Below are 25157 nucleotides of genomic sequence, written 5' to 3' on the forward strand. Positions count from 1 at the left end.
CCGGTGGGAGCCGGCCCGGGCTGTCCCAGGGGTCATCGTGGCGTCAGCGCGCCGCGATGCGCCCCTTGCTGGCGAACAGGCTCTCCGGCGGGCCGAGGTAGCTCGGCTGCACGCCGCCGGTGTCCACCACCAGCTCCTGGAGCACCACCGTCGGGTCGACCATCCAGAACTTGAGCACGTGGTGACCGGGGGTCTCGATCACGTGCTGCGTCGTCGTCCGGTTGACGTTGTCGGAGGTGTTGCGCTCCCACTGCTTGTTCATCGTGGTGTCGTCGGCGCCGGTCGCCGCGATGACGTCGACGATCTGCGGCTCCGCGTCGTCGATCGACACCGCGTACTGCAGGCCCTCGGGCGGCAGCACGTCGTTGCGCGGCGAGAGGTACGCCGTGACGTCCACCGGGCCGGTGGTGGTCAGGTGCATCTCGTACTCCAGGTGCGGGCTGTCGCCACCCGGGGTCTGCCGAGGCGTGCTCAGCGGGAAGGGCTTCACGCCGTCGCTGTCCCGGCCGATGTCCGGGATCGTCGTCCAGGTGACGCCCTTGGTCTCCACGGCCCGGCTGTAGTGCTCCGCGTTCATGGCGACGTACCCGCCGGCCTCGACGAAGCCCTGCGCGCCCCGCACGTCCGGCTTCTCGATGACCGCGGTGACGACCACCTGCACGCCGTCCGGACCGGTGATCGTGATCGGCACCTCGGTGCGGCCCTGCGGGGCGCGGCCCCACTCCACGATCAGCTCCGCCCGGACCTGGTCGGTGACCCGGCCGCGCGGCCTGTCCACGTGCACCCACGGCGTACCCGGCTCGATCGTGTAGCCGAAGGGCTGGGACCCCTGGTTGAACACCTCGACGTAGGGCACCGGGGTGCTCGCGTACCGGCTGAACACCGGCAGCACCGCCGGCTCCGACGACGCCGGCCAGGACGCCTCCGACCCGTCGATCGCCACGCCCATCTCCGCGACGGCAGGCACCTCGATGCGCTGCAGCGCCGGGTAGATCTCATCCGGCAGCGCCTCGTGGTCCTCCTCCGGCTGCTGCCAGGGAGCGTTGGGCCCGTACCGCTCGACGTCGCCGTAACCGATGTGCGGCTGGGTCTGGAAGCCCTGCCACTTCCCGCCGGCGATCTCGGTGTTGTAGCGCTCGGCCAGCGCCAGGTCCTCGGCGAAGTGGGCCTCGGCCTCGTCGGCCAGCCGGTTGGTGGCCGCCCGGCCCTGCTCGGCGTAGAGCAGGTTGGTGAACTGCGCGTTGCGCAGCTCGTAGACGTTGGCCGTCGCCTGCACCGGGTAGCCGACCAGCTGGAAGAACGTGTCCCGCTGGGCGGGGAGCACCCGCTTGGACAGCCGGTCGGCCTGCGCGGCCAGCGCCTGCCAGTCGGCGGTCACCCGGTCCATCTCCCGGTAGGCGGTGAGGCTGAAGGGGTTGCCCTCGTCGTCGTAGAGCACGGCTGAGGGGTCGGTGCGCAGGTCCTTGGTCTCGTCCAGGCTGATCGCCCGGTTGAGCAGCTCCGGCTTCCGCCGCGACTGCAGGACGCCGTACTGGTAGAGCACCTCCGCGATGTCCGCGGCGAACGTCGGCCCGAAGTTCTCCACGGCGAAGCGCCGTTCCCACTCGTGCAGGTCGTCCAGGCCCCAGCGCTCGGTGTCCCAGGCGTGGTCGAGGAAGAACTGCGTGGGCACCTCGTTGCCCTTCAGATCACCGACGTTGGTGACCCACAGGTCGTGGATGCCGGCGGCGGCCGACTGCTCCAGCTGCTCCCACAGGTTCGGCAGCGACGTGGTGTCGACCCACTTGTAGTTGCGGCCACCGCCGACGTAGTCGAAGTGGTAGTAGAGGCCGAAACCGCCGGGGCGGGCGTCGGAGGGCTGGGGGAGCTTGCGCATGTTGCCCCAGTTGTCGTCGGTCATGATCACCGTGACGTCCTCGGGGGCGCGCAGCCCCTCGTCCCAGTACCGCTGGACCTCCTTGTAGAGGGTCCACACCTGGGGGGTCTCGGCCGCGGGCTTGCCGGTGACCTCCTCGATGATCCGCCGCTGGGTGGCGATGATGTCCTCCATCAGCGCGATGCCGGCGCCGTCCTCGAGTGCGACGTCGCCGTTGCCGCGCATCCCGATGGTGACCACGCCCTCGAAGCCCTGGTCGACCATCCGCTGGATGCCCTCCCGCCAGTAGGCCTCGATCGCCGTCCGGTTGCGCCGGAAGCTCCACTCGCCGGTGCCGCCGTAGGGGTCCGAGCCAGGCTCCACGACGTTCCCCGCGTCGTCCCGCTCCGCCGGGACGGCGTGCCGGTTCCACTCCTCGATGCCGCGCATCATCGGCGCCTCGTGCGAGGTGCCCATGACCACGCCGTAGCGGCTGGCGGTCTCGTGGTTGGCCGGGTCGTCCTCGGCGAACGCGCGACCCCACACCGCCGGCCACAGATAGTTGGCCTTCAGCCGCAGCATGGTCTCGAAGACCTGGCCGTAGAAGTCGGCGTTGAACCCGTTCGGAAACCCCTCCGCCTTGCCGGGGCCGAAGAAGTGCGGGGCCCAGCGACCCAGCTGCGGGTTCTCGTCGTTGATGAAGAAGCCGCGGTACTTCACGTCCGGCGTGCCCTGGGTGTGTCGGCCAGGGAGGACGTACAACGTCTCCCGGTGCTCGGGCACGACGTCGTTCCAGAACTGCCACGGCGAGATGCCGATGCCCCGGGAGACGTCGTAGGCGCCGTAGATGGTGCCGCGCTGGTCGCTGCCGGCGATCACGAGTGCTTGATCGACGCCGGGCATCGGGTCCTCGACGACCTGCTGGAGCGAGGTCTCCCACTCCCCGGCGATCCCGGTCACGTCGACCTTGCCTGCGGCGACCAGGTCGTCGACCAGGTCGCTGTGGCCGAGCGTGCCGATGATGACGACCTCCCGCTCGGTGGGCACCGTGTCCGTGACGACCTGTGGGGTCTGCCCGGTGACCTGCGCGATGTCGTCGCGGAGGTCCCCGACGACCCGCTGGACGCCCTCGTGGTCGTCGGTGTCGACGACCAGGGTGGCGGCGTGGCCGGGAACGGCCAGCGGGAACCGGCCCGGGCCACCGGAGGGGGCGACGTACGCCCCGGGGTCGGTCGGCTGGAGGGTGCCGGGCCCGGTCGAGGACGGGATGCCGACGGGGGCGACCGGCGCGGCCGAGGCAGAGGTGGCGCCGGTGGGGACGGTGAGGGCGACGGTCAGCACTGTGAGGACGGTCCGTCGGGAGGTGCGGCGCAACCGGGAGGGGGCGCGGCTGCTGCTCGGGGGCGTCGAGAGGTGCAGGGCTGGTCGTTCTGGGCGCATGTCCGGCTCCACGATGAGGGACGGGTGGGGCGGGGCGGCGGGAGCACCACCCCGATCACGCTCCGAAAGTTTCGAATGACTTTCGGCGACAACCGTAGGGACGAGTCCGCACCTGGACAACCCTTTCGGGTGACCCGATTCACAGCAGTCTGGCGTCCTCTGGCGGATCGTGCAGGCGATCTCCGCTCCATGTCACCGAGTCCGCCCAGGTCGCCTGCGCGTGTCGGCGATCGGTCACGGCGCGGTCCGCCTCTCGGTGTCGGCCGACAAGTTCCGGAACCTGCCGCCACCGTGGACGGTGGCGTAACGGGTCTCGAGCGAGGCGCGCGCATGCCGACGACCGGAGCGGGGCAGAGGATCAGACGTCCCAGCCCCGGACGCCGCACCGCCGCACGCCAGGAGTTCCTGATGCCCCGATCGATCGCCGACCAGACCGTCGAGGAGCTCGGCGGGCCGGGCAGCGTCCTCGTCCGTCAGCGAGACGACCACGAGCAGCTGGACCGGCTGCTGCACGAGCTGGACGGCACCACCGGCACCGACCAGGAGCGGGTGCTGCGCCGGATCGACCGGCTCGTCTTCAGCCACGCCTTCGCCGAGGAGACCGTGCTCTGGCCGGCGATCCGGCGGGTGCTGCCCGATGGTGACGCGCTGACCCTCCAGGTCGAGGAGGAGCACCAGGAGGTCAACGAGCTGGTCAGCGAACTGGAGACCCTCCCGCACGACGACCCGCGCCGGGCTGCCGCGCTGTCCCGCCTGGTGGAGGTGCTGCGCGAGGACGTCCGGGACGAGGAGGACGTGCTGTTCCCCCGCCTGCAGGATGCCCTGGACGCCGACGCGCTGCGCCGGCTGGGCCGGCAGTGGCAGCTGGCCCGGCTGGTCTCACCGACCCGGCCGCACCCGACGGTGTCCCGCCGTCCGCCGGGCAACGCCCTGTCCGGGCTGCCGCTGACCGTGCTCGACCGCACCCGTGACCTGGTCGACGCGGGCGTGCAGCACGCCCCCGCGCGGATCGCCCCGGCCGGTCAGGCGGTCAGCCGCGGGCTGGCCACGGTCGCCGGCTGGGTGGAGCGGGTGCCGCTGGCCCGCCGCGGCGACGACGGGCAGTCGACCGGCCGATGAGAGACCTCGCCTGCCTCGTGGTCTGATCGCAGGGACACGGTCGGCACCGCCGCCGGCCGACGACGCGAGGGAGTCGCATGTCCGGCAGTTCAGGTGAGGTCCAGCTCGAGGTCACCGACGGCGTCGCCGTCGTCACGCTCAACGCCCCGGAACGCCGCAACGCGCTCACCCCCGCGATGGCGGCCGAGCTGATCGCGACCTTCGACGAGGTCGACGGCCGGGACGACGTCGGCGCCCTCGTGGTGCAAGCGGTCGGCAAGTCGTTCTGCGCCGGCGGGGACGTGCAGACCCTGACCGACGCCGGCCGCGACCCGGCGGCGCCCGAGGCCTACGCCGGGATGGGGGCCATCTACGACTCCTTCTTCCGGCTCGGCCAGGTGCGGGTGCCGACGATCGCCGCCGTCCGCGGCTCGGCGGTGGGCGCCGGGATGAACATGCTGCTCGCCGCCGACCTGCGGATCGTCGCCCGGGACGCCCGGCTGATCTGCGGCTTCCTCAAGCGCGGCATCCACCCCGGCGGCGGGCACTTCGTGCTGCTGTCCCGGCTGATCGGGCGCGAGGCAGCTGCGGCGATGGCGCTGTTCGGCGAGGAGCTGGACGGCGAGGCCGCGGTGCGGCTCGGGCTGGCCTGGGAGACCCACGACGACGACGCCGTCGAGGGCCGCGCCCGTGAGTTGGCCGCCCGGGTGGCCAAGGACCCGGACCTGGCCCGGCTGGCGGTCGGCAACTTCCGCAAGGAGACCGGCCCGCCCGGGGTCAGCTGGGAGATCGCCACCCAGTTCGAGCGGCCCGCCCAGATGTGGTCGATGCGCCGGCCGACCGACTGAGGACACGCGACCTGACCCACGACGGCCCCCGGTCCAGCTGGACCGGGGGCCGTCGTGGGTGTGCAGGGGTCGATCAGGTGGTCTGCTGACGCTTCGGGTCGTCCCGGGCGTCGAGCTGGATCTCCTTCTCGGCGCGCGGCACGCCGGCCTTCAGCTCCACGCTCCGCTCCATCTCGGCGTCGAACTCGATGCCGAACAGCAGGGCGAGGTTGATCAGCCAGAACCAGATCAGGAAGATCACCACGCCGGCCAGCGCCCCGTAGGTGGCGTTGTAGCTGCTGAAGTTCGCCACGTAGAAGGCGAACAGCGCGGAGGCGAGGACCGCCACCAGGATGGCTACGCCAGCACCGGGGCTGACCCACTTGAAGCCGCGCAGCTTGGCGTTCGGAGTGGCGTAGTAGAGCACCGCGATCATCAGCGCCAGCAGCACCAGGATCACCGGCCACTTGATCCAGGTCCAGATGGTGAGCACGGTGTCGCCCAGGCCGATCGCCTGGCCGACGGCGTCGACGACCGGGCCGCTGAGCACCAGCATGGCCAGGATCAGCGCGGCGAACAGGATGCCGATCAGGGTGACCAGCAGCTGCAGCGGCTTGAGCTTCCAGATCTTGCGGCCCTCGCGGGTCTCGTAGACCACGTTGGCCGCCCGGGTGAAGGCGCCGACGTAGCCGGAGGCCGACCAGATGGCCCCGAACAGACCCAGGACCAGACCGAAGCCGGCGGCGCTCGGGCTGCCGGCGACCTGCTCGATCACCGGGTTCAGCGTGTCGGCCGCCTGCGCCGGCACGACCTCGGTGAGCGCGGTGGTGAGCTGCTCCGGGTCGGTGAGCAGGCCGACGATCGACGCCAGTGCAGCGAGGGCCGGGAACAGCGCCAGCACGCCGTAGTAGGTCAGCGTGGCCGCCCAGTCGGTCAGCCCGTCCTCGCTGAACTCCTTGGCCGTGCGCTTCAGCGTCGCGCCGGTACCCGTGGCGGTGTCTGCGCCGGTGGGCGCGAAGTCGGCCCGCTCGTGCGTGATGTTGTCGTCCTCGGGAGCGATGTCTCGCTCCCGGTTGTCCTGCGCAGTGTCACTGCGCGCCCCCTCGCGGGGGTCGCGCGCACTGGCTCCGGCCATTCGTGGCCTCCGAGGGTGTTGCGCCGTCATTGTCGAGCGGTGGGTGCCCCGGCCCGGCCCCTGGCACTCCTCCATCGGCGGAGAATCCGATACCGGGCGGTCCCGGGTGGCAGGAGGGCCGCGTCGCCCCGACGTGCCTGGTCGGCCGCCCCACGGCGGGTGCGAGGAGCGTCACAACTCGTTTGGGTGAATTCCGGGTGACCAGCGGTTCACCGCGCCCCGCGCCGGGCAGTGGATGCCGGACGGAAGTCGGCGGGCGCGTCCCGGCGAGTCTCGAAGAGAAGCATGGAGAGCGACAGATGGTGTTCTGGCCGGCGTTGACCCTGATCGGGTTCCTGGTCCTGACGGCCCTGGTCATCGCGATGGGGACACAGTCCACCGCGCGGTACGAGGCGGAGAAGCGCGCGGCATCGGGCCCGCGCGCACGGCACACGGCGGCGGACAACCGCTCACCGGTCGCCGCGAACGCCGCCTGACCTCCTCGGCGCCCACCCGGCGCCGCTGCACTGCCCCACCACGGCGGTCCTCCTCCCGGAGGGCCGCCGTCGTCGCGTTCAGAACCAGTCGCCGCGCATCTCCAAGACCGTGGTGTCCAGTGAGGCCAGCAGGGCCAGCTGCGGGCCGACCTTGGGCAGCTCCCAGCGCTGGAAGTAGCGCGCGGCCTGGCGCTTGCCGGTGTAGAAGTCGCCGTCCCGGCCCTCGGTGGCCAGGGCCTGCTCCAGCCACAGCCAGCCGACGACGACGTGACCGGCCGCCTCCAGGTAGACGCTGGCGTTGGCCAGCGCCACCTGCGGATCGCCCTGCCCCCACAGCGTCGCGGTCACTGCCCCGAGCTGCTGCACCAGGCCGTCGAGCTGCTCGCCGAGGTCGGCCCACTGCGTGCCGGCCGCCCGGGCGGTGGTCGCCGCGATCGTCTCCCCGAGCAGGCTCAGGCCCGCCCCGCCGGACATGACGACCTTGCGGCCCAGCAGGTCCAGCGCCTGGACGCCGTGGGTGCCCTCGTGGATCGGGTTCAGCCGGTTGTCCCGGTAGAACTGCTCGACCGGGTAGTCGCGGGTGTACCCGTAGCCGCCGTGCACCTGGATGGCCAGGTCGTCGGCCGCCAGGCACCACTGCGAGGGCCAGCTCTTCGCGATCGGGGTCAGCATCTCCAGCAGCAGGTGCGCCCGCTGCCGGTCGGCCTCGTCCTCGGCGGTGCGCTCCTCGTCGACCAGCCGCGCGCAGTACAGGCCCAGCGCCAGCCCGCCCTCGACGTAGGACTTGCCGGCCAGCAGCATCCGCCGCACGTCCGGGTGCTCGACGATCGGTACCGGCGGCGCGGCGGGGTCCTTGCCGGACAGCGGCCGGCCCTGGGTGCGGTCCCGGGCGTAGTCGACGGCGTGCAGGTACCCGGTGTAGCCCAGCCCGGTGGCGCCCATCCCGACGCCGATCCGCGCCTCGTTCATCATGTGGAACATGTAGGTCAGCCCACGGTGCTGCTCGCCGACCAGGAAGCCGACGGCGCCGGGCTGCCCGCCGGGGGTGTGCACGCCCTCGCCGAAGTTCAGCAGGGTGTTCGTCGTCCCGCGGTAGCCCATCTTGTGGTTCAGGCCGGCCAGCACGACGTCGTTCCGCTCGCCGAGCGCCCCGTCCTCGTTGACCAGGAACTTCGGCACGATGAACAGCGAGATGCCCTTCACCCCCGCCGGGCCCCCGGGCACCTTGGCCAGCACCAGGTGGACGATGTTCTCGGTCAGCTCGTGGTCACCGGCCGAGATCCACATCTTGTTGCCGGTCAGCCGGTAGCTGCCGTCGTCCTGCGGGACGGCGCGGGTGGTGATGTCGGCCAGCGACGACCCGGCCTGCGGCTCCGACAGCGCCATCGTGCCGAACCAGCGCCCCTCGGCCATCGGCGGCACGTAGGTCTGTACCTGCTCCGGGGTGGCGTGGGCGACCAGCAGGTTCGCGTTGGCCATCGTCAGGAACGGATAGGCCGAGGTGCCGATGTTGGCCGCCTGGAACCACACGTGCACGGCCTGGTTCACCACCGCCGGCAGCTGCAGCCCGCCGAGCTCCTCGGGCAGTGCGGCGGCGTTCATCCCGGCCTCGGCGAAGACCCGCAGCGCGGCCGCCACCTCCGGGATCAGCACCACCTTGCCGTCGACGACGTGCGGCTCGTTCTCGTCGGCCTTGCGGTTGTGCGGGGCGAACTGCTCGGTGGCGATCTGCTCAGCCAGCTCCAGGACGGCGTCGAACGTCTCCCGTGAGTGCTCGGCGTACCGCTCCCGCTTGGTCAGGGTCTCGACCTGCAGCCACTCGTGCAGCAGGAACTCGAGGTCACGGGGGGACAGGACGAGCGACGAGCGCACGGGGGCTCCTTGACGACGGCGGTGTCGGCGGGGCGGGTGGCCGGCCCCCTGCCAGGTTAAGCGCACGGTGGTGGTCACCGGCGGTGCTCGGCGACCAGCGTCAGACGGCAGGCGTGCAGCGTGTCGCACTGTCCGGGGTTGGTCGCCCGGCCGGCCCGGGTAGGTAGCGCGGCATGCCCCTACCGAAGATCCTGGCTCGTGCGGCCGGGCTGGCCACCGAGGCCGGCAGCGGTGCACTCCAGCAGCTCCAGCACCTGCGGCTCCCCGGCGTCGGTCAGGCGTCGGTGACCGACGACCCGGACACGGCCGCCCGGCGCTGGCGGGCCGTCACCGTGCTCACCGACCCCGACGAGCTGCGGACGACGACGCCGGCGCCGCTGGTGCGGTTCGGCGACCGGGTGGAGATCCGGGTGACCCCGGCCCCGGGCGAGCGCGGGGCCGAGCTGGCCGCCCGTTTCCGCGAGCGGGTCGGTGAGGACGAACTGGGAGAGCTGCGCTCGGCGCTGCGGGAGGCCAAGCAGCGGATCGAGACCGGCGAGGTGCTCCGGAACGAGCCGCAGCCGCACGGTCTCCGCAAGCAGACCCCGCAGGGCAAGGCCCTCGACGGGATGGTCGAGCGAGCACCGAAGGAGGGCGTGCTGTGAAGGCCGCGACCTGGACCGGCGTGAACGAGGTCTCCGTCGAGGAGGTGCCCGAGCCGCAGCTGCTCAACGACCACGACGTGATCCTGAAGGTGAAGCAGTCGGTCACCTGCGGGTCGGACCTGCACCTGCTGGGCGGGTACATCCCCTTCATGCGGGCCGGCGACGTGCTGGGCCACGAGTTCATCGGCGAGATCGTCGAGGCCGGGCCCGCCGTGCGGCACCGCAAGGTCGGCGACCGCGTCGTCGGCGCCCCGTTCGCCGCCTGCGGGAACTGCTGGTACTGCAAGCAGGAGCAGTACTCGCTCTGCGACAACGGCAACGCGAACCCCGGGATCACCGAGGGTCTGTGGGGGCAGAGCCCCGGCGGCTGCCTCGGCTACTCGCACGCGATGGGCGGCTACGCCGGCAGTCACGCGGAGTACATCCGCGTGCCCTACGCCGACGTCGGCACCTTCGTCGTCCCCGAGGGCATCTCCGACACCCGGGCGCTGTTCGCCTCCGACGCGGCCTCGACCGGCTGGATGGGCGCGGACCTGGCCGGCACGAAGCCCGGCGACGTCGTGGCCGTCTGGGGCGCCGGCGGGGTGGGCCAGATGGCGGCGCGGGCGGCGATGCTGCTGGGGGCCGAGCAGGTCTTCGTCGTCGACCGCGTCCCCGAGCGGCTCCAGCAGGTGCGGGAGCACGTGGGTGCCGAGGCCATCGACTACTCCAGCACCGACGTCCTCGCCGAGCTGCGCGAGCGGACCGGTGGCCGCGGGCCCGACGTCTGCATCGAGGCGGTCGGCATGGAGGCGCACAGTTCCGGCGCCGCGGGGGTCTACGACCAGGTCAAGCAGCAGATGCGGCTGCAGACCGACCGGCCCACCGCCCTCCGTGAGGCGATCATGGCCTGCCGCAAGGGCGGAAGCATCTTCACCCTCGGGGTCTTCGCCGCGATGGTGGACAAGTTCCCGCTGGGTGCGCTGATGAACAAGGGCATCACCCTCCGCGGGGCGCAGGTGCACGCTCAGCGCTACATCCCCGAGCTGCTCGAGCGGATGGAGCGGGGGGAGCTGACCACCGAGCACCTGGCCACCCACGTGCTGCCGCTGAGCGAGGCGCCGCGCGGCTACCAGATGTTCAAGGAAAAGGAGGACGGCTGCGTGCGCGCCGTCTTCACCCCCGGCAGCTGACGAGGCCGTCCCCGGCCGTGTCAGGCTGGGGACGAGCCCGGCACCGGGCTCCCGGACGAGCGCGCCGTACCCGGACAGCGACAAGACGGTGCACCTGGAGGCCCCGGTGTACTGGTTCGTCCTCGTCCTCTCCGGCGTGCTCGAGGCCGTCTGGGCCACCGCCCTCGGCCGGTCGGAGGGGTTCACCCGGCTGGCGCCGACCGTGGTCTTCGCGGTCGGCCTCGCCGGGAGCATGGCCGGGCTGGCCTACGCGATGCGCGGCCTGCCGATCGGCACTGCGTACGCCGTCTGGGTGGGCATCGGCGCGACGCTGACCGCCGGCTGGGCGATGTGGTCGGGGGAGGAACCGGTCTCCGTCGTCCGCGTGCTGTTGCTGGCCGGGATCGTCGGCTGCGTCGTCGGGCTCAAGCTCACCCACTGACCGCCCTGTACGCACTCCGGGCGCTGTGCACGTGGCGCAGCACGTGCACAGCGCCCGGAGCGCGTGCGAGGAGCGGTCAGCGCTGGTTGCGCGCCCCGTCGGGCAGGTGGTCGGCCGGGACGCTGTCCAGCCCGGTCGGCTGGTCCGGCGCCGCCTCGTGCCGGCCCCCGCCGGACGTCGGTGCGCCCACCCGGTCGTCGTCCAGGCGCCGGTCGGAGCGGTCGGCGTCGTCGACCGGCGGCTCGACCGACGTCGGCGCCGCGGCACCGGCCGCGTGCGCCGCTGCGGTGGTCGGGTCGTCGGTGACCTCGCGGGCGCCGGCCTGCTGGGCCTGGATGCCGGACTGGGTCCGCAGCTCCAGCTGGGGCAGGAAGAGCAGCACGAAGAAGCCCAGCGCGACCACGCCGGCGGCGATCAGGAAGACCATGTCGATCGAGTCGGCGAAACCGGCCTTGAACGGCAGGGCGACGGCGCGGGGCAGCTCCTGGATGAAGGAGGTGTCCGACAGGTCGGCCGCGTTGCCGGCTGCCGCCTGCAGCTGCGGGGCCAGTGCCGGGTCGGCGGCAGCGGCGGCGGAGACCTCCCTGCCGATGTCGGTGGGCAGCCGGGTGAACAGCACGGAGAGGAAGACCGCCGTCCCCAGGGTGCCGCCCATCTGCCGGAAGAACGTCACCGACGAGGTGGCGACGCCGATCTCCCGCGGGCTGACCGCGTTCTGCACCGCCAGGATGACCGGCTGGAAGTTGAAGCCCAGGCCCAGCCCCATCAGGGTCATGAAGGGGAACAGCGCCCACACCGAGGTGTCCGCGCCGACGATGACGGACAGCGACACCAGCGCGGTGACGATGAAGACCACGCCGACCAGCGGGAACGGCTTGTACACGCTGGTCCGGGCGATGACCTGACCGGCGATGATCGAGCCGGCCATGATCCCCATGACCAGCGGGATCATCTGCAGCCCGGCCTGGGTGGGGCTGGAGCCGAGCACGATCTGCAGGTACTGGGGCAGCAGCAGGATGCCGCCGAACATGCCGGCGCCCAGCACGATGCTGCTGAGGCTGGTCACCGCGAACGTCCGGTTGGCGAACATCCGCAACGGCAGCAGCGCATCGTCCTTGTAGACCCGCTCGGCCAGCACGAAGAGCACGAAGCCGACGGCGGAGAGGGCGTAGCAGACCAGCGCGCCGGTGCTGTCCCAGCCCCAGGTGCGGCCCTGCTCGGCGACGATCAGCAGCGGCACCAGGAAGGTGATCAGGGCCAGGGCGCCGGGGAAGTCGATGCGGTGCTCACGCTTGGTGTGCGGCAGGTGCAGCACCTTGAACACGACGGCGAACGCGAGGATGCCCAGCGGCACGTTGACGTAGAAGATCCACCGCCAGCCGGTGATGCCCAGGATCGCGGACTGGCCGGCGAAGAAGCCGCCGATGACCGGGCCGAGCACGCTGGAGGTGCCGAAGACGGCCATGAAGTACCCCTGGTACTTCGAGCGCTCCCGCGGCGGCACGATGTCGGCGATGATCGCCAGCGCCAGCGACATCAGCCCACCGGCACCGATGCCCTGGATCGCCCGGTAGACGGCCAGCTGGTACATCGTGTCGGCCAGGCCGCACAGCATCGAGCCGATCACGAAGACGGCGATCGCGAAGAGGTAGAACGGCCGGCGGCCGTACATGTCGCTCAACTTGCCGTAGAGCGGCGTGGTGATCGTCGAGGTGATCAGGAACGCCGTGGTCGCCCACGCCTGCAGGTCGTAGCCGTTCAGGTCGTCGGCGATCGTGCGGATCGCCGTGGACACCACGGTCTGGTCCAGCGCGGCGAGGAACATGCCGAGCAGGAGGCCGCCCAGGATCGTCATGATCTGGCGGTGGGTGAACACCCCGGAGGCGTCGGGCGCCGCCGCGGCGGCGCGGGCGTCCCGGCGGGTGGCCCCGGTCGCGCGGTCGCTGGTCTGGGTCATCGGTCCTTCTTCTCCTCGCGGTCGTCCCCGGCGCTGCCAGCTGGGGCACCGGGGGTCGGGAGGTGGTCGGTGAGGTCCTGGACGAACCGCTGCAGCGCGGTGGTGAAGGAGTCGAGCTCGGCCGGGGTCCAGCCGGCGGTGGCCTGCGCCAGGTGGGCGTTGCGCTCCTCGCGCAGCCGCTCCAGGGCGGCCTCGCCGGCGGGGGTCACGATGAGCCGGCTGGCCCGGCCGTCCCGCTCGTCGGCGACCCGGCGCACCAGCCCCTGGTCGACGAGCAGGGTGACGTGCCGGCTGACCGTCGAGGGGTCGGCGTGCACCATCTCGGCGAGCGCGCCCTGCCGGAGCGGGCCCAGCCGGGTCAGGGGGAACAGCAGCACGTGCGCCGCCCGCTCCCGGGCGTCGGGGCCGGACTCGTCGGTGGCCAGGGCCTTGAGCGCGTGCATCACCCGCATCAGGCGGCCGAGTTCGTCGCCGAGGGCCACCCTCTGGTCCGGGTGGCGGGCGAGGTCGGTCATCACTGCTCCGGGGGTTCGCGGCGGGTCTGCGCAGCGCGACGGTGCGCCGGAGGAACCGTTGCACCATACAATCCGTTGCGCGGTGCACGCAACCAGTTGCATGCTGCACGGAGTGTGACGCCTGCGACCGTGGCCGGGGAGGTGAGACCCTGGGTGGTCGTCCCCCCTCTCCAAGGAACTGCGAGCACCCCGTGACCACCCCGCACGACGACCTCCGGTCCCGGCTGTCCGCACTCACCCTCGCCGACGAGCACCGGCTCCGCCGACGGCTCGACGGCACCCGGCGCACCAAGGACCCGGCCGCCCGCGCCCGCCAGCACGAGCAGATCGCCGCGGACGTCGTCGCCGCCGAGGAGCGCATCGCCCGCCGTCGCGCCGCCGTCCCGGTGGTCAGCTACCCGGAGGAGCTGCCGGTCAGCCAGCGCCGCGAGGACATCGCCGCCGCGCTGCGCGACTCCCAGGTGGTCGTGGTGGCCGGCGAGACCGGCTCGGGCAAGACCACCCAGCTGCCGAAGATCCTGCTCGAGCTGGGCCGTGGGGTGCGCGGCCGGATCGGGCACACCCAGCCGCGGCGGCTGGCCGCCCGCACGGTGGCCGAGCGGATCGCCGAGGAGATCGGCTCCCCGCTGGGCGAGACCGTCGGCTGGAAGGTCCGGTTCACCGACGAGGTCGGCGACAAGACGCTGGTCAAGCTGATGACCGACGGCGTCCTGCTGGCCGAGGTGCAGCGCGACCGGATGCTGCGCCAGTACGACACGATCATCATCGACGAGGCCCACGAGCGGAGCCTCAACATCGACTTCCTGCTGGGCTACCTGGCCCGGCTGCTGCCCCGCCGTCCGGACCTGAAGCTGGTCATCACCTCGGCGACCATCGACGTCGACCGGATCGCCAAGCACTTCTCGACCGACGGCGCGCGGGTGCCGGTCGTCGAGGTCAGCGGGCGCACCTACCCGGTCGAGGTCCGCTACCGGCCGGTGATCGACCCCGACGAGCCCGAGGCCGACCCCGACCGGGACCAGACCTCCGCGATCGTCGACGCCTGCGCCGAGCTGGTCGCCGAGGGACCGGGCGACGTGCTGGTCTTCCTCGCCGGTGAGCGCGAGATCCGGGACACCGCCGAGGCCCTGGGTGGGACGACGGAGCGCAACGGCACCCCCATCGACGTCCTGCCGCTCTACTCCCGGCTGTCGGCCGCCGACCAGCACAAGGTCTTCCAGGCGCACACCGGCCGCCGGATCGTGCTGGCCACCAACGTCGCCGAGACGTCACTGACGGTGCCCGGTATCAAGTACGTCGTCGACCCGGGCACCGCGCGGATCTCCCGGTACAGCCATCGCACGAAGGTGCAGCGGCTGCCGATCGAGCCGGTCAGCCAGGCCTCGGCCCGGCAGCGCTCCGGCCGGTGCGGGCGCACCAGCGAGGGCATCGCGATCCGGCTGTACACGCAAGACGACTACGACGCCCGGCCGGAGTACACCGACCCGGAGATCCTGCGCACCAACCTGGCCTCGGTGCTGCTGCAGATGGCCTCGCTCGACCTGGGCGACGTCGCCGACTTCCCGTTCATCGACCCGCCGGACCGCCGGGCGGTCGCCGACGGTCTCGCCCTGCTGCAGGAGCTCGCCGCGCTGGACGGCGACGGGAAGCTCACCGAGACCGGGCGGGCGCTGGCCGCCCTGCCGCTGGACCCCCGGATCGCCCGGATGGTCGTGGAGGCCGACCGGCGCGGCGTGCTGGAGGAAGTGCTGGTCATCGCCGCCGGTCTCACCGTGCAGGACGTGCGGGAGCGCCCGGCCGAGCACCAGCAGGCCGCCGACGAGCTGCACAAGCGGTTCGCCGACGAGAACTCCGACTTCCTCGCCCTGCTGAACCTGTGGAGCTACCTGGCGGAGCGGGCCGAGGAGCTGTCGGGCAACCAGTTCCGGCGCACCGTGAAGAAGGAGTTCCTGCACTACCTGCGGATCCGGGAGTGGCAGGACCTGCACGGCCAGCTGCGCAGCACCGCCCGCCGGCTGGGCATGACCACCGGCTCGTTGGCTCCGGCCCCCGACGAGCGGGGCGTCACCGCCTCGTTGCTGGCCGGGCTGCTCTCCCAGGTCGGCATGCAGGCCGAGCCGGTCAAGGACCGCAGCGGCAAGCCCGGCCGGCCCGGCCGGGAGTACCTGGGCACCCGCAACACCCGGTTCGTGATCGCCCCGGGCACCCCGCTGGCCAAGAAGCCGCCGCGCTGGGTGGTCGCCGCAGAGCTGGTCGAGACCAGCCGGCTCTTCGCCCGCACCGTCGCCCGGGTGGAGCCGGAGGTGGTCGAGCGGCTGGCCGACCACCTGGTGAACCGGCAGTACAGCGAGCCGCGGTGGGACGCCAAGCGCGGCTCGGTCGTCGCCACCGAGCGGGTCACCCTCTACGGCCTGCCGCTGGTGGTGGGCCGGCGGGTGCAGTACGGCTCGATCGACCCGGTCGTCTCCCGCGAGCTGTTCATCGGGCACGCCCTGGTGCAGGGCGAGTGGACGACGCACCACCGGTTCTGGGCGGAGAACCAGGCAGCGATCGAGCGGGTCGCCGAGCTGGAGGAGCGGGCCCGCCGCCGGGACATCCGGGTGGACGACGAGACGGTGTTCGAGCTCTACGACGCCCGGGTGCCGGCCGACGTCGTCTCCACCCGGCACTTCGACCGCTGGTGGAAGGAGGCCCGGCGGACCCAGCCGGACCTGCTGACCTTCACCCCGGAGATGCTCACCAACGCCGCGGCCGCCGGGCAGGTGCAGGCCGAGGACTACCCGGACGAGGTGCGGCTGACCCAGGGGCTGACCCTGCCGCTGTCCTACGCGTTCGCCCCGGGAGCGGCCGAGGACGGCGTCACCGTCGACGTCCCGCTGGGCGTGCTGGACACCCTGGCCGCGACCTCCGGGGAGTCTCTGGCGTTCACCGTGCCCGGGCAGCGGGCGGAGCTGGTCACCGAGCTGCTGCGCTCCCTGCCCAAGCAGCTGCGCCGCGGGCTGGTGCCGATCCCCGACCGGGTGCGCGAGGTGCTGCCGCACATCGACCCCACCGAGCCGCTGTTGCCGGCGCTGGAGCGCGAGCTGCGCCGGGCCACCTCGGTCGTCATCCCGCCCGACGCCTGGCAGCCGGCCGAGGTGCCCGCCCACCTGCGGGCGACCTTCCGGGTGCTCGACGACCAGCAGCGTCCGCTGGCCCAGGGCAAGGACCTGACCGCGCTGCGCGCCGAGGTGGCACCGCACGCCCGCGCCAGCCTGGCGCGGGCAGCCTCCACCTACGAGCGCACCGGCCAGACCAGCTGGACCTTCGGGGACCTGCCGGCGACCGTGGAGGTGCAGCGCGGCGGTCACGTGGTCACCGCGTACCCCGCGCTGGTCGACGAGGGTGCGACGGTCGGCGTCCGGGTGGTGGCCACCCAGGCGGAGGCGACCCGGCTGGGCTGGCGCGGGGCGCGCCGGCTGCTGGTGCTGGTCGCCGGGGCACCGGTCAGGCAGGTGGTCAAGGGGCTGGGCCCACGCAGCCGGCTGGCACTGCAGTTCAACCCGGACGGCGAGATCCCCGACCTGGTGGCCGACTGCGTGGACGCGGCGGCCGACGAGCTCATCGCCGCGGGCGGCGGTCCACCGCGCACCGAGGCGGCGTTCACCGCGCTGGTCGCCTCGGCGCGGGAGCAGCTGCTGCCGCTGACCTCCGACGCCGTCCGCCGGGTGGAGGCGGTGCTGACCCAGGCCCGCGAGGTGGCCATCGCCATCGGTGCCGCGCCCGGACGCCGGGTGCCGGAGGCGGCGATCGCCGACCTGCGCGCCCAGATGGGCGGGCTGCTGCACCGCGGGTTCGTCGCCACCGCCGGCCGGCGCCGGCTGCCGGACCTCGTGCGGTACCTGACGGCGATGGCCCACCGGCTGGAGAAGCTGCCGGCCAATGCCGCCCGCGACGAACTGTGGACCGCGCAGGTCGCCGCGGTGACGGCCGAGTACGCGCAGCTGCGTGCGGCCGCACCGCCGACCGGGGCGCCGGACGACCCGGTCACCCGGGTGCGCTGGATGATCGAGGAGCTCCGGGTGGGGCTGTTCGCGCAGACTGTCGGCACCCCTCGGCCGATCTCCGAACAGCGGGTCTACAAGGCGATCGACGCGATCAGCGCCTGACGGCCCAGCCAGGGCCGCGCGGGTCAGGCGGGGTCGTTCGCCTCGCGGAGCAGGGCGGAGATCCGTTGGCGGGTCACGCCGAACATCGCGGCGATCCGGTTGATGCTCACGTCCTCGGCCTGCAGAGCGGCCGCCTGCTCCCGCCGCCAGGCATGCCCGGCGGTGGAGAGGGCGCCGAGCACGGTGCTGATCCGCTCCACGATCAGCGGGCGCGCCTCCGAGCCGACGACGTCCTGCCAGGGCAGGCCGGACGCCCGGGCCGCGAGCAGCGCCTCTGCCCGCGCCCTCGCCTGCTCCAGCTGGGCCGTGCAGGCGTCCAGCTCGGTGAGCAGGGTGCGCAGGGCGCGGGTGGCGTCGTCCTCGAACGGTCCATCGGTCTCGGTCACACCCTCACCCCCCTCGGGCATCGGTACGAGCCGTTCGGCTCGAAAGTCCAGTTGCACACTACTGAACTGAACTGAACAGATCTTGCATGCAATGACCATGACATGCAACGGGCATTGCGCATCGGCGCACTCGATGGGATGGTGGTGCCCATGCCGGTTGCGGACAACCGGAACTCAGGCTGCCGAGATGAGACCCGTGTCCTCCTTCACCGCGAGCGTCGACCTGCCGCTCCGGGCGAGCAGCGTCCCGCTGGCCCGGCGTCTCGTCCGTGACGTGATGCGCAGCTGGCGCGCACAGCAGGACCCGGAGGACGCGGAGCTGCTGGTCACCGAGCTGGTGGCCAACGTCGTGGACCATGCCGGCGGCGACGTGCTGACGCTGGAGCTGAGCCTGGCCGGTGCCTGGCTGCGGGTCGGGGTGCTGGACGGCTCCGCGGTGCCGCCGGTGGTCCGGGAGCTGTCGCTCACCGAGGAGCGGGGCCGGGGGATGCAGTTGGTCGATGCCATCGCGGACCGCTGGGGGTGCGAGGAGCACCGCGGCGGCAAGCGGGTGTGGTTCGAGCTGTCGCCCGCCGCCGTGGGCGAGCCCACCGGGCCCTGACCGGCGCTGGTTTGCCGTTCCGGCCGGACGGGGACGGTCCGGGGGACCGCGACCGTCAGACGAAGGAGTCGTCGCATGAGTGAGCCGACCAGCCACACCGAGCCCGCCGGACAGGGCCTGTCCGACGAGGAGATGGTGGAGACCGTCGCCGGGCAGACCGACAGCGCCTCCGAGAACGCCGACGAGGCCGGCAGGGACTGGAACGGCGAGGCCGCGAACGCCCCGCAGCCGGACGCCGCGACCGACCCGACGGCCTAGTCCGGCCGCGACGCCGTCCTCGGCTCTCCGGGGTCCAGGACGGCGTCGCGCGCGGCACCCCAGCCGGCCCAGACCATCGGGGTCAGCAGCGCGATCAGCAGCACCAGGGGCCAGGTCCACCCGGCCGTGGCGTCGTGCAGCGCCCCCAGCGCCACCGGCCCGGTCGAGGCGACCAGGTACCCCAGGCACTGGGCCACGCCACCCAGTTGGGCGGCCACCAGCGGGCTCGGGCTGCGCAGCACGATGAGCGTCAGCGCCAGGGCGAACCCGCCGCCCTGGGCCACGCCGAACACGGCCACCCAGACCAACGTGCCGCTGGCCGGGGCGAGCAGCAGCCCGCCCAGCCCGACGGCGTACGCGGCCAGCACGCCGGCCACCAGCGGCCGCTGGGTCGGCATCCGACCGGCTGCGGCCGGCACCAGCAGTGCCCCGAGGGCGCCGGTGACGTTGGTCGCCGCCAGCAGCAGCCCGGCTTCCCGCACCGGCACCCCGGCGTCGGCCAGCAGGGTGGGCAGCCAGGCGGCGAAGGAGTAGAACTGCACGCTCTGCAGGCCCAGGTAGGCGGTCACCTGCCGGGCCAGCGGCTGCCGCAGCAGCGACCACGAGCCGGCCTCCGGCGGCGCCGTCCGGGTGCCGCGCACCCCCGCCACCGGCAGCCAGAGAGCCAGGGCCGCGAGGGCCAGCACCAGCCAGGAGGCGAGCGCCACCCGCCACTCCACCCCGAGCGCCGCACCGATCGGCACGGTGAGCCCCGCGGCGGCGGCCGCGCCGACGTTCAGCGACGCGGAGTAGGCGCCCATCACCGCGCCGGGCCGGGTGAACTCCCGTTTGACGTAGGCCGGCATCAGCACGTTCGCGATGGCGATCGCCGCGCCGGCCACCAGGGTGCCGGCGTACAGGAGCGCGACCGGGGGCAGCACCCGCAGGGCGATGCCACCGGCCAGCAGCACCAGCGAGGCTGCCACCGCCGTCTCCAGCCCGATCCGGCGGGCCAGTTGTGGGGCGAGCGGGGCGAAGGCACCGAAGCAGAGCACCGGGAGCGCGGTCAGCAGGCCGGCCAGCGCGCTGCTCAGGCCGGTGTCCGAACGCAGGGCGCCCAGCAGCGGCGCCACCGCGACGACGGCCGGCCGCTGGTTCAGCGCCACGGCGACGATCGCCGCGACCAGCAGCAGCACCGCGCCCCGCGAGCGGACCCGCGGTGCGGCGACGTCGGTCACCGCCGCACGACCCCGCCCCGGGGAGGACGGGGTCCTGCGGCCATCAGCCTGCGGGGGTGAGCATCCCGGCGCCGACGGTGGCGTTGGTCGCCTCGTCGATCAGGATGAAGCGGCCGGTCACGCGGTTGCGGTGGTAGTCGTCGACGAACAGCGGCTGGGTGGTGCGCAGCCGCACCCGGCCGATGTCGTTGAGGCCCAGCCCGGTCGCGTCGGTCTCCCGGTGCAGCGTGTTGACGTCCAGCCGGTACTGCAGCTCCTTGACCATCGCGCGCACCGTGCGGGTGGTGTGCTTGACGGCCAGCCGCATCCGCGGTGTCAACGGGGCATCGGCCATCCAGCAGACCAGCGCGTCGAGGTCCTGGGTGACCTGCGGGGCGTTGTGCGGGCGGCAGATCATGTCGCCGCGGGAGACGTCGAGGTCGTCGGCCAGCCGCACGGTCACCGACATGGGCGGGAAGGCCGCCTCCACCGGGCCGTTCGGCCCGTCGATCGCGGTGATCGTGGTGGTCAGCCCGCTGGGCAGCACCTGCACCTCGTCGCCGGGGCGCAGCACGCCGGCCCCGACCCGGCCGGCGTAGCCGCGGTAGTCGTGGAAGGCGTCGGACTGCGGCCGGACCACGTACTGGACCGGGAACCGGGTGTCGACGAGGTTCCGGTCGCTGGCCACGTGCACGTGCTCCAGGTGGTGCAGCAGCGAGGTGCCCTCGTACCAGGGCATGTGCGTGGACCGGGTCACCACGTTGTCGCCCTGCAGCGCGGAGATCGGGACGACCGTCAGGTCGGGGACCTCGAGCTTGGTGGCGAAGGCGGTGAACTCGTCGCGGATGCCCTCGAAGACGTCCTCCGACCAGTCGACCAGGTCCATCTTGTTCACCGCGACCACCAGGTGCGGCACCCGCAGCAGGGAGGCCAGGAAGGCGTGCCGGCGGCTCTGCTCGACCATGCCCTTGCGGGCGTCGACCAGCACGATCGCCAGGTCCGCGGTCGAGGCGCCGGTGACCATGTTGCGGGTGTACTGCACGTGCCCGGGGGTGTCGGCGAGGATGAACGTGCGCCGCGGGGTGCTGAAGTAGCGGTAGGCGACGTCGATCGTGATGCCCTGCTCGCGCTCGGCGCGCAGCCCGTCGGTGAGCAGCGCCAGGTCGACGTAGTCGCCCCGGCTGGCCCGCTCGATCGCGGCGTACTGGTCCTCGAACACGGCCTTGCTGTCGTACAGCAACCGGCCGATCAGCGTGCTCTTGCCGTCGTCGACGGAGCCGGCGGTGGCGATGCGCAGGATGTCCTTGCGGGCGTGCGCGATCTCCGCGGCCGCCTCGGCGGCGGCGGAGTGGACGTCGATGGGTGCCTCGGCGGAGGTCATCGGGCGGCCTCTTCCCTGTCTCGTCGGAGGTCTCGCTGGCGGGCGGCTCCGCGGAGGCGGACGCTGGGCCCCACGTCCACGGAGAGGTGACGGTGTTCGTCTTCGCTGCCGCAGTGCCCGCGCTGATGGTCGTGCTGCTGGGTTACGTCGTCGGCTACGTCGTCACCGAGTGGGCCAGCGGTCTGATCGGCGCGGCGTTCGGGGCGCCACTGGGCCCGGGCGTGCCCGAGGTGGTGGGCTGGCTGACCGGGCTGGTGCTGCTGGGCGTCGTCGTCCGGGTGCTGGTCGACCGCCGCCGGCGCATGCGGCGCTCGCTGCGCCGGGCCCGCGTCCAGGGGCAGCAGGCCGAGGTCGAGCGGCTGGAGGCCGCGCTGGCCGCGCGTGCTCGCCGCCATCAGGACCGCCATCAGAAGTAGCCCTCCTTCTTGCGGTCCTCCATGGCGGCGTCGCTGACCTTGTCGTCACCGCGGGTGGCGCCGCGCTCGGTCAGCCGGGTCACCGCGATCTCGGCGATGACCTCCTCGATGCTGGTGGCCGTCGAGCGGACGGCCGCGGTCAGGTTCGCATCGCCGACGGTGCGGTACCGGACGCTCTCGCGCAGCACCTGCTCGCCGTCCCGGGGCGTGATGAACTCGTTGACCGCGTAGAGCATCCCCTGGCGGTCGACGACGTCCCGTTCCCGCGCCAGGTACAGCGGCGGGATCGCGATCTCCTCCTGGAGGACGTAACCCCAGATGTCCAGCTCGGTCCAGTTCGACAGCGGGAACACCCGGATCGACTCACCGAGGTGGGTGCGGCCGTTGTAGAGGTCCCAGAGCTCGGGGCGCTGGTTCTTCGGGTCCCACTGGCCGAACTCGTCGCGGAAGGAGAACATCCGCTCCTTGGCCCGGGCCTTGTCCTCGTCGCGCCGTGCGCCGCCGAAGAGGGCGGTGAAGCCGTGCTGCTCCACGGCGTCCAGCAGCACCGGGGTCTGGATCCGGTTGCGCGACCCGTTGGGCTCCTGGCGCACCGTGCCGGCGGCGATGGCGTCGGGCACCGAGGCGACCACCAGCTCCACGCCCAGCTCGGCGACCCGCTTGTCCCGGAACTCCAGGACCTCGGGGAAGTTCAGCCCGGTGTCGATGTGCATCACCGGGAAGGGGATGCGCGCCGGAGCGAACGCCTTGCGGGCGAGCTCGAGCATGACGATCGAGTCCTTGCCGCCGGAGAACAGCAGGACCGGTCGCTCGGACTCGGCTGCCACCTCGCGGATCACGTGGACGGACTCGGCCTCCAGCGTCTGCAGCTGGGTGAGCCGGTGGTCGGCGATGGACACGCTGTCGAGCTCCCGGGGACGACGGCAGACGTCGCCGGCCGGCGACGCGATCAGTGGGGCAACCCCATCGACGTGGTGGGGATTCCCGGCACCAGTGTCCGGCATGGCGCACCCGGGCCCGGCGGCCGGTCGGCTCAGCCGGTGGTGCCGGGCTGCTCGACGACCGCGGTCGCGTCCCCGGGGCGGCCGGGTGGGGTCGACCGGCCGGAGGCATCGGTGATGGCGGAGAAGTAGGCAGCGGCCTGCTCCGGCCGGGGCGTCACGAACACCCCGCGCGCCTCCACCAGCGGCTGGTCCGGGGCCGCGGCCAGCGCGATCGTCCCGGAGACCGTGGTCCGGCGGCCGGCGCTCTCCCGGACCGCCGCCCGCAGCACCAGCGCCGTCTCCAGGGGCACCGGACGGCGGTAGTCCAGCTCCAGCCGCGCCGTCATGCCCCAGAGCCCGGCCGCGATCGCCGCGGAGCCGAGCAGCTGGTCCATCATCAGCGCGCTGATCCCGCCGTGCACGTAGCTCGGCGGGCCCTCGTAGGCCAGCCCCAGTGCCACCTCGGTGACGACGCCGTCGTCCTCGCGCCGGATGACCAGGGGCGGGGCCAGCGGGTTCCCGACGCCGCTGACCGGGTTGAAGACCCGGCGCGCCTGCCCCGGGTCGTCGAGCGCCGGCAGCTGGTCCCGGCTGCGTCGGGCGGCCGACAGCCGGGCGGTGACCTGCCGGACGGCGACGGCCGCCGACCGCAGCTCGGCAGCCGGCACCGTCGTCGTCACCGCGGTGCCGACCAGCTCGCGCAGGGCGCTGCCCAGGTCGGTGACGGCCGCCAGCAGCTCGGCCTCGGTCGCAGTCCCCTCGATCGTCACCCGTGGATCAGACCAGGCGGCCCGACGGCCGGGTCAGGAGGGGCCGGGCGCCTGGTCCGCAGGCGGGGCGGGCGGACCGGACCGGGGCAGGTGGACGGCGAAGGTGGCGCCCTCGCCGGGGGCGGTGCGCAGCTCGACCCGGCCGCCGTGCGCCTCGACCAGCGCGGCGACGATGGACAGCCCGAGGCCGGTGCCCCCCGCGGCCCGGGTCCGCGAGGCGTCGGCGCGGTAGAACCGCTCGAACACCCGGTCGGCGTCGGCCCGGGCCAGGCCGGGGCCCTCGTCGGTGACCGCGAGGACGAGCCAGCCGGGCTCGGCCTGGTCCTCGGCCACCCGGATGGTCACCCGGGTGTCGGCGGGGGTGTGGGTCAGCGCGTTGGTGACCAGGTTCCCGATCACCTGGCGCAACCGCGCCTCGTCGCCGCGCACGACGGGGACGTCGGTGAGCGAGGGGTCCAGCTGCAGGCTGAGCGAGCGGTCGGGGGCGACGGCGCGGGCGTCGTGCACGGCGTCGCCGGCCAGCTCGGCCAGGTCGACGGGGCCCAGTGCCAGGGGCCGCTGCTGGTCCAGCCGGGCCAGCTGCAGCAGGTCCTCGACGAGCAGCCCCATCCGGGTCGCCTCGGACTCGATCCGCTGCATGAGCCGGCCGGTGTCCTCCGGGCCGTGGACCGCGCCCTGCCGGTGCAGCTCGGCGAAGCCGCGGATGGAGGTGAGCGGGGTGCGCAGCTCGTGGCTGGCGTCCGCGACGAACCGGCGCATCCGGGCCTCGGAGGCGACGGCGTGCTCCTCGGAGGCCTGCTGGGCGCGGAAGGAGCTCTCGATCCGGCCGAGCATGCCGTTCAGCGCCTGCGACAGCCGGCCGACCTCGGTCCGGTCGTCGCCGTCGGGCACGCGCCGGGACAGGTCACCGGCGGCGATCGCCTGGGCCGTGTGCTCGACCTCGACGAGGGGTCGCAGGCTGTTGCGCACCACCAGGTACCCAGCGACACCCAGTACCGCGAGGACCAGCAGGCCGACCACCAGCTCGATCCGCACCAGCCAGCCGAGGGTCTCCTCGTCCTCGGCGAGGTCGAGCCCCACCAAGAGGACGACCTCGTCGCTGAACGGGGTGCCGGGCACCCGGATCGCGCCCACGCGCCAACTGGTCTGCCCGTCCGCCGAGCGGGCGGTGAAGACCTGCGGCCCGTCGACGGACGCCGGGTCCAGGCCGCTGACGTCGGGCAGGTCGCCGTCGTCCCGGGGGCCCGTCGCCACCGCCAGGGTGCTGTCCTCGGCGCCGACGTCGACGCAGGCGAGGTACTGGTTGTTCGGGAACCGCATCTCACCGGGGGAACAGACCCGGGGGACCACGTACGGCTGCGCCGCCAGCTGGTCCAGTGATCGGGCCAGCTCGGTGTCCTGCTGCTCGACCAGGTAGTCGCGCAGCAGAGAGGTCGCGGCGAAGCCGGTGGCGGCCAGCGCCGCCGCGACCAGGGCCACCATCAGCGCGACGAGGGTGACCCGCAGCGGGATCCGGGGCGCGGAGCCCCGGGCCGGGTGCTCCGCCGGCGCACCTGCGGACGGAGGGGTCGTGGTCGGCTCCACCGGCGTCCTGGGGGCGGTGGCG

21 protein-coding genes and 1 riboswitch are annotated in these 25157 nt (G+C 73.0%); of the genes, 10 read left to right on the plus strand and 11 right to left on the minus strand.

The features are described from left to right. Window positions 1–43: 43 nt before the first annotated feature. The gene (locus tag O2W53_RS09405) at window positions 44–3196 is read right to left on the minus strand and encodes a glycosyl hydrolase 115 family protein (RefSeq protein ID WP_269162792.1); all 3153 of its coding nucleotides are present in this window, start codon (window positions 3194–3196) and stop codon (window positions 44–46) included. Between the two features lie 507 nt (window positions 3197–3703). On the opposite strand from O2W53_RS09405, the gene O2W53_RS09410 reads away from it, so the two are divergent. Both O2W53_RS09410 and O2W53_RS09415 read left to right on the plus strand, forming a co-directional pair. After that, window positions 3704–4414, plus strand: coding sequence for a hemerythrin domain-containing protein (locus O2W53_RS09410; protein WP_269162793.1), 711 nt, complete (start codon window positions 3704–3706; stop codon window positions 4412–4414). 77 nt (window positions 4415–4491) lie between these two features. Further along, entirely contained in the window at window positions 4492–5241 is a 750-nt protein-coding gene (locus O2W53_RS09415) for an enoyl-CoA hydratase/isomerase family protein (RefSeq protein ID WP_269162794.1), read from the plus strand. Between the two features lie 73 nt (window positions 5242–5314). Here O2W53_RS09415 and O2W53_RS09420 read toward each other — a convergent pair whose 3' ends face one another. Then, window positions 5315–6355, minus strand: a complete 1041-nt coding sequence (locus O2W53_RS09420; protein ID WP_269162795.1) for a YihY/virulence factor BrkB family protein — start codon at window positions 6353–6355, stop codon at window positions 5315–5317. Window positions 6356–6654: 299 nt separating this feature from the next. Here O2W53_RS09420 and O2W53_RS09425 point away from each other — a divergent pair, with 299 nt between their 5' ends. Next, entirely contained in the window at window positions 6655–6831 is a 177-nt protein-coding gene (locus tag O2W53_RS09425; RefSeq protein ID WP_269162796.1) for a hypothetical protein, read from the plus strand. A 78-nt stretch (window positions 6832–6909) separates the two neighbouring features. Here O2W53_RS09425 and O2W53_RS09430 read toward each other — a convergent pair whose 3' ends face one another. Beyond that, entirely contained in the window at window positions 6910–8703 is a 1794-nt protein-coding gene (locus O2W53_RS09430) for an acyl-CoA dehydrogenase (protein WP_269162797.1), read from the minus strand. A gap of 173 nt (window positions 8704–8876) precedes the next feature. Between O2W53_RS09430 and O2W53_RS09435 the strand changes: the two genes are divergently transcribed. From O2W53_RS09435 to O2W53_RS09445, 3 genes are all read left to right on the plus strand, one after another. Beyond that, entirely contained in the window at window positions 8877–9347 is a 471-nt protein-coding gene (locus O2W53_RS09435) for a hypothetical protein (protein ID WP_269162798.1), read from the plus strand. After that, window positions 9344–10519, plus strand: coding sequence for a zinc-dependent alcohol dehydrogenase (locus O2W53_RS09440; protein WP_269162799.1), 1176 nt, complete (start codon window positions 9344–9346; stop codon window positions 10517–10519). Before O2W53_RS09435 ends, O2W53_RS09440 begins: the two co-directional genes overlap by 4 nt. A gap of 30 nt (window positions 10520–10549) precedes the next feature. Further along, a riboswitch (guanidine-III (ykkC-III) riboswitch) is annotated at window positions 10550–10614 on the plus strand. Next, window positions 10608–10940 (plus strand): DMT family transporter, encoded by a 333-nt coding sequence (locus O2W53_RS09445; protein WP_269162800.1) that lies wholly within the window; start codon window positions 10608–10610, stop codon window positions 10938–10940. (Overlaps the previous riboswitch by 7 nt.) Before the next feature lie 76 nt (window positions 10941–11016). On the opposite strand, the gene O2W53_RS09450 is transcribed toward O2W53_RS09445, so the two are convergent. Beyond that, a complete protein-coding gene (locus tag O2W53_RS09450) occupies window positions 11017–12897 on the minus strand; it encodes an MDR family MFS transporter (RefSeq protein WP_269162801.1) in 1881 nt (626 codons plus the stop codon). After that, window positions 12894–13412: a MarR family winged helix-turn-helix transcriptional regulator gene (locus O2W53_RS09455; RefSeq protein WP_269162802.1), complete on the minus strand. Its 519-nt coding sequence runs from the start codon at window positions 13410–13412 to the stop codon at window positions 12894–12896. The genes O2W53_RS09450 and O2W53_RS09455 overlap by 4 nt, the downstream gene beginning before the upstream one ends. Window positions 13413–13603: 191 nt before the next feature. On the opposite strand from O2W53_RS09455, the gene hrpA reads away from it, so the two are divergent. Then, window positions 13604–17560: an ATP-dependent RNA helicase HrpA gene (gene hrpA, locus O2W53_RS09460; protein WP_269162803.1), complete on the plus strand. Its 3957-nt coding sequence runs from the start codon at window positions 13604–13606 to the stop codon at window positions 17558–17560. A gap of 23 nt (window positions 17561–17583) precedes the next feature. Here hrpA and O2W53_RS09465 read toward each other — a convergent pair whose 3' ends face one another. Beyond that, window positions 17584–17946, minus strand: coding sequence for a hypothetical protein (locus tag O2W53_RS09465; protein ID WP_269162804.1), 363 nt, complete (start codon window positions 17944–17946; stop codon window positions 17584–17586). A gap of 187 nt (window positions 17947–18133) precedes the next feature. On the opposite strand from O2W53_RS09465, the gene O2W53_RS09470 reads away from it, so the two are divergent. Beyond that, window positions 18134–18547 carry an ATP-binding protein gene (locus O2W53_RS09470; protein WP_269162805.1) on the plus strand — a complete coding sequence of 138 codons (414 nt, stop codon included), beginning with the start codon at window positions 18134–18136 and terminating at the stop codon, window positions 18545–18547. A 75-nt stretch (window positions 18548–18622) separates the two neighbouring features. Then, a complete protein-coding gene (locus O2W53_RS09475; RefSeq protein WP_269162806.1) occupies window positions 18623–18805 on the plus strand; it encodes a hypothetical protein in 183 nt (60 codons plus the stop codon). Here O2W53_RS09475 and O2W53_RS09480 read toward each other — a convergent pair. Both O2W53_RS09480 and O2W53_RS09485 read right to left on the minus strand, forming a co-directional pair. Beyond that, window positions 18802–20022: a CynX/NimT family MFS transporter gene (locus O2W53_RS09480; protein WP_269162807.1), complete on the minus strand. Its 1221-nt coding sequence runs from the start codon at window positions 20020–20022 to the stop codon at window positions 18802–18804. The two genes, O2W53_RS09475 and O2W53_RS09480, sit on opposite strands and share 4 nt — an antisense overlap. A gap of 43 nt (window positions 20023–20065) precedes the next feature. After that, window positions 20066–21382 carry a sulfate adenylyltransferase subunit 1 gene (locus O2W53_RS09485; protein ID WP_269162808.1) on the minus strand — a complete coding sequence of 439 codons (1317 nt, stop codon included), beginning with the start codon at window positions 21380–21382 and terminating at the stop codon, window positions 20066–20068. A gap of 86 nt (window positions 21383–21468) precedes the next feature. On the opposite strand from O2W53_RS09485, the gene O2W53_RS09490 reads away from it, so the two are divergent. Beyond that, window positions 21469–21798, plus strand: coding sequence for a hypothetical protein (locus tag O2W53_RS09490; protein ID WP_269162809.1), 330 nt, complete (start codon window positions 21469–21471; stop codon window positions 21796–21798). On the opposite strand, the gene cysD is transcribed toward O2W53_RS09490, so the two are convergent. The 3 genes from cysD to O2W53_RS09505 form a co-directional block, all read right to left on the minus strand. After that, complete coding sequence (gene cysD, locus O2W53_RS09495) at window positions 21789–22697, minus strand: sulfate adenylyltransferase subunit CysD (RefSeq protein ID WP_036333858.1); 909 nt, start codon at window positions 22695–22697, stop codon at window positions 21789–21791. The genes O2W53_RS09490 and cysD overlap by 10 nt on opposite strands. A gap of 134 nt (window positions 22698–22831) precedes the next feature. Next, window positions 22832–23551 carry a PaaI family thioesterase gene (locus O2W53_RS09500; protein ID WP_269162810.1) on the minus strand — a complete coding sequence of 240 codons (720 nt, stop codon included), beginning with the start codon at window positions 23549–23551 and terminating at the stop codon, window positions 22832–22834. Between the two features lie 33 nt (window positions 23552–23584). Beyond that, window positions 23585–25135, minus strand: coding sequence for a sensor histidine kinase (locus O2W53_RS09505; RefSeq protein ID WP_269162811.1), 1551 nt, complete (start codon window positions 25133–25135; stop codon window positions 23585–23587). Window positions 25136–25157 lie beyond the last annotated feature (22 nt).

Source organism: Modestobacter sp. VKM Ac-2978 (genome assembly GCF_026968025.1).
In the GTDB taxonomy this organism is placed as follows: Bacteria; Actinomycetota; Actinomycetes; order Mycobacteriales; family Geodermatophilaceae; genus Modestobacter.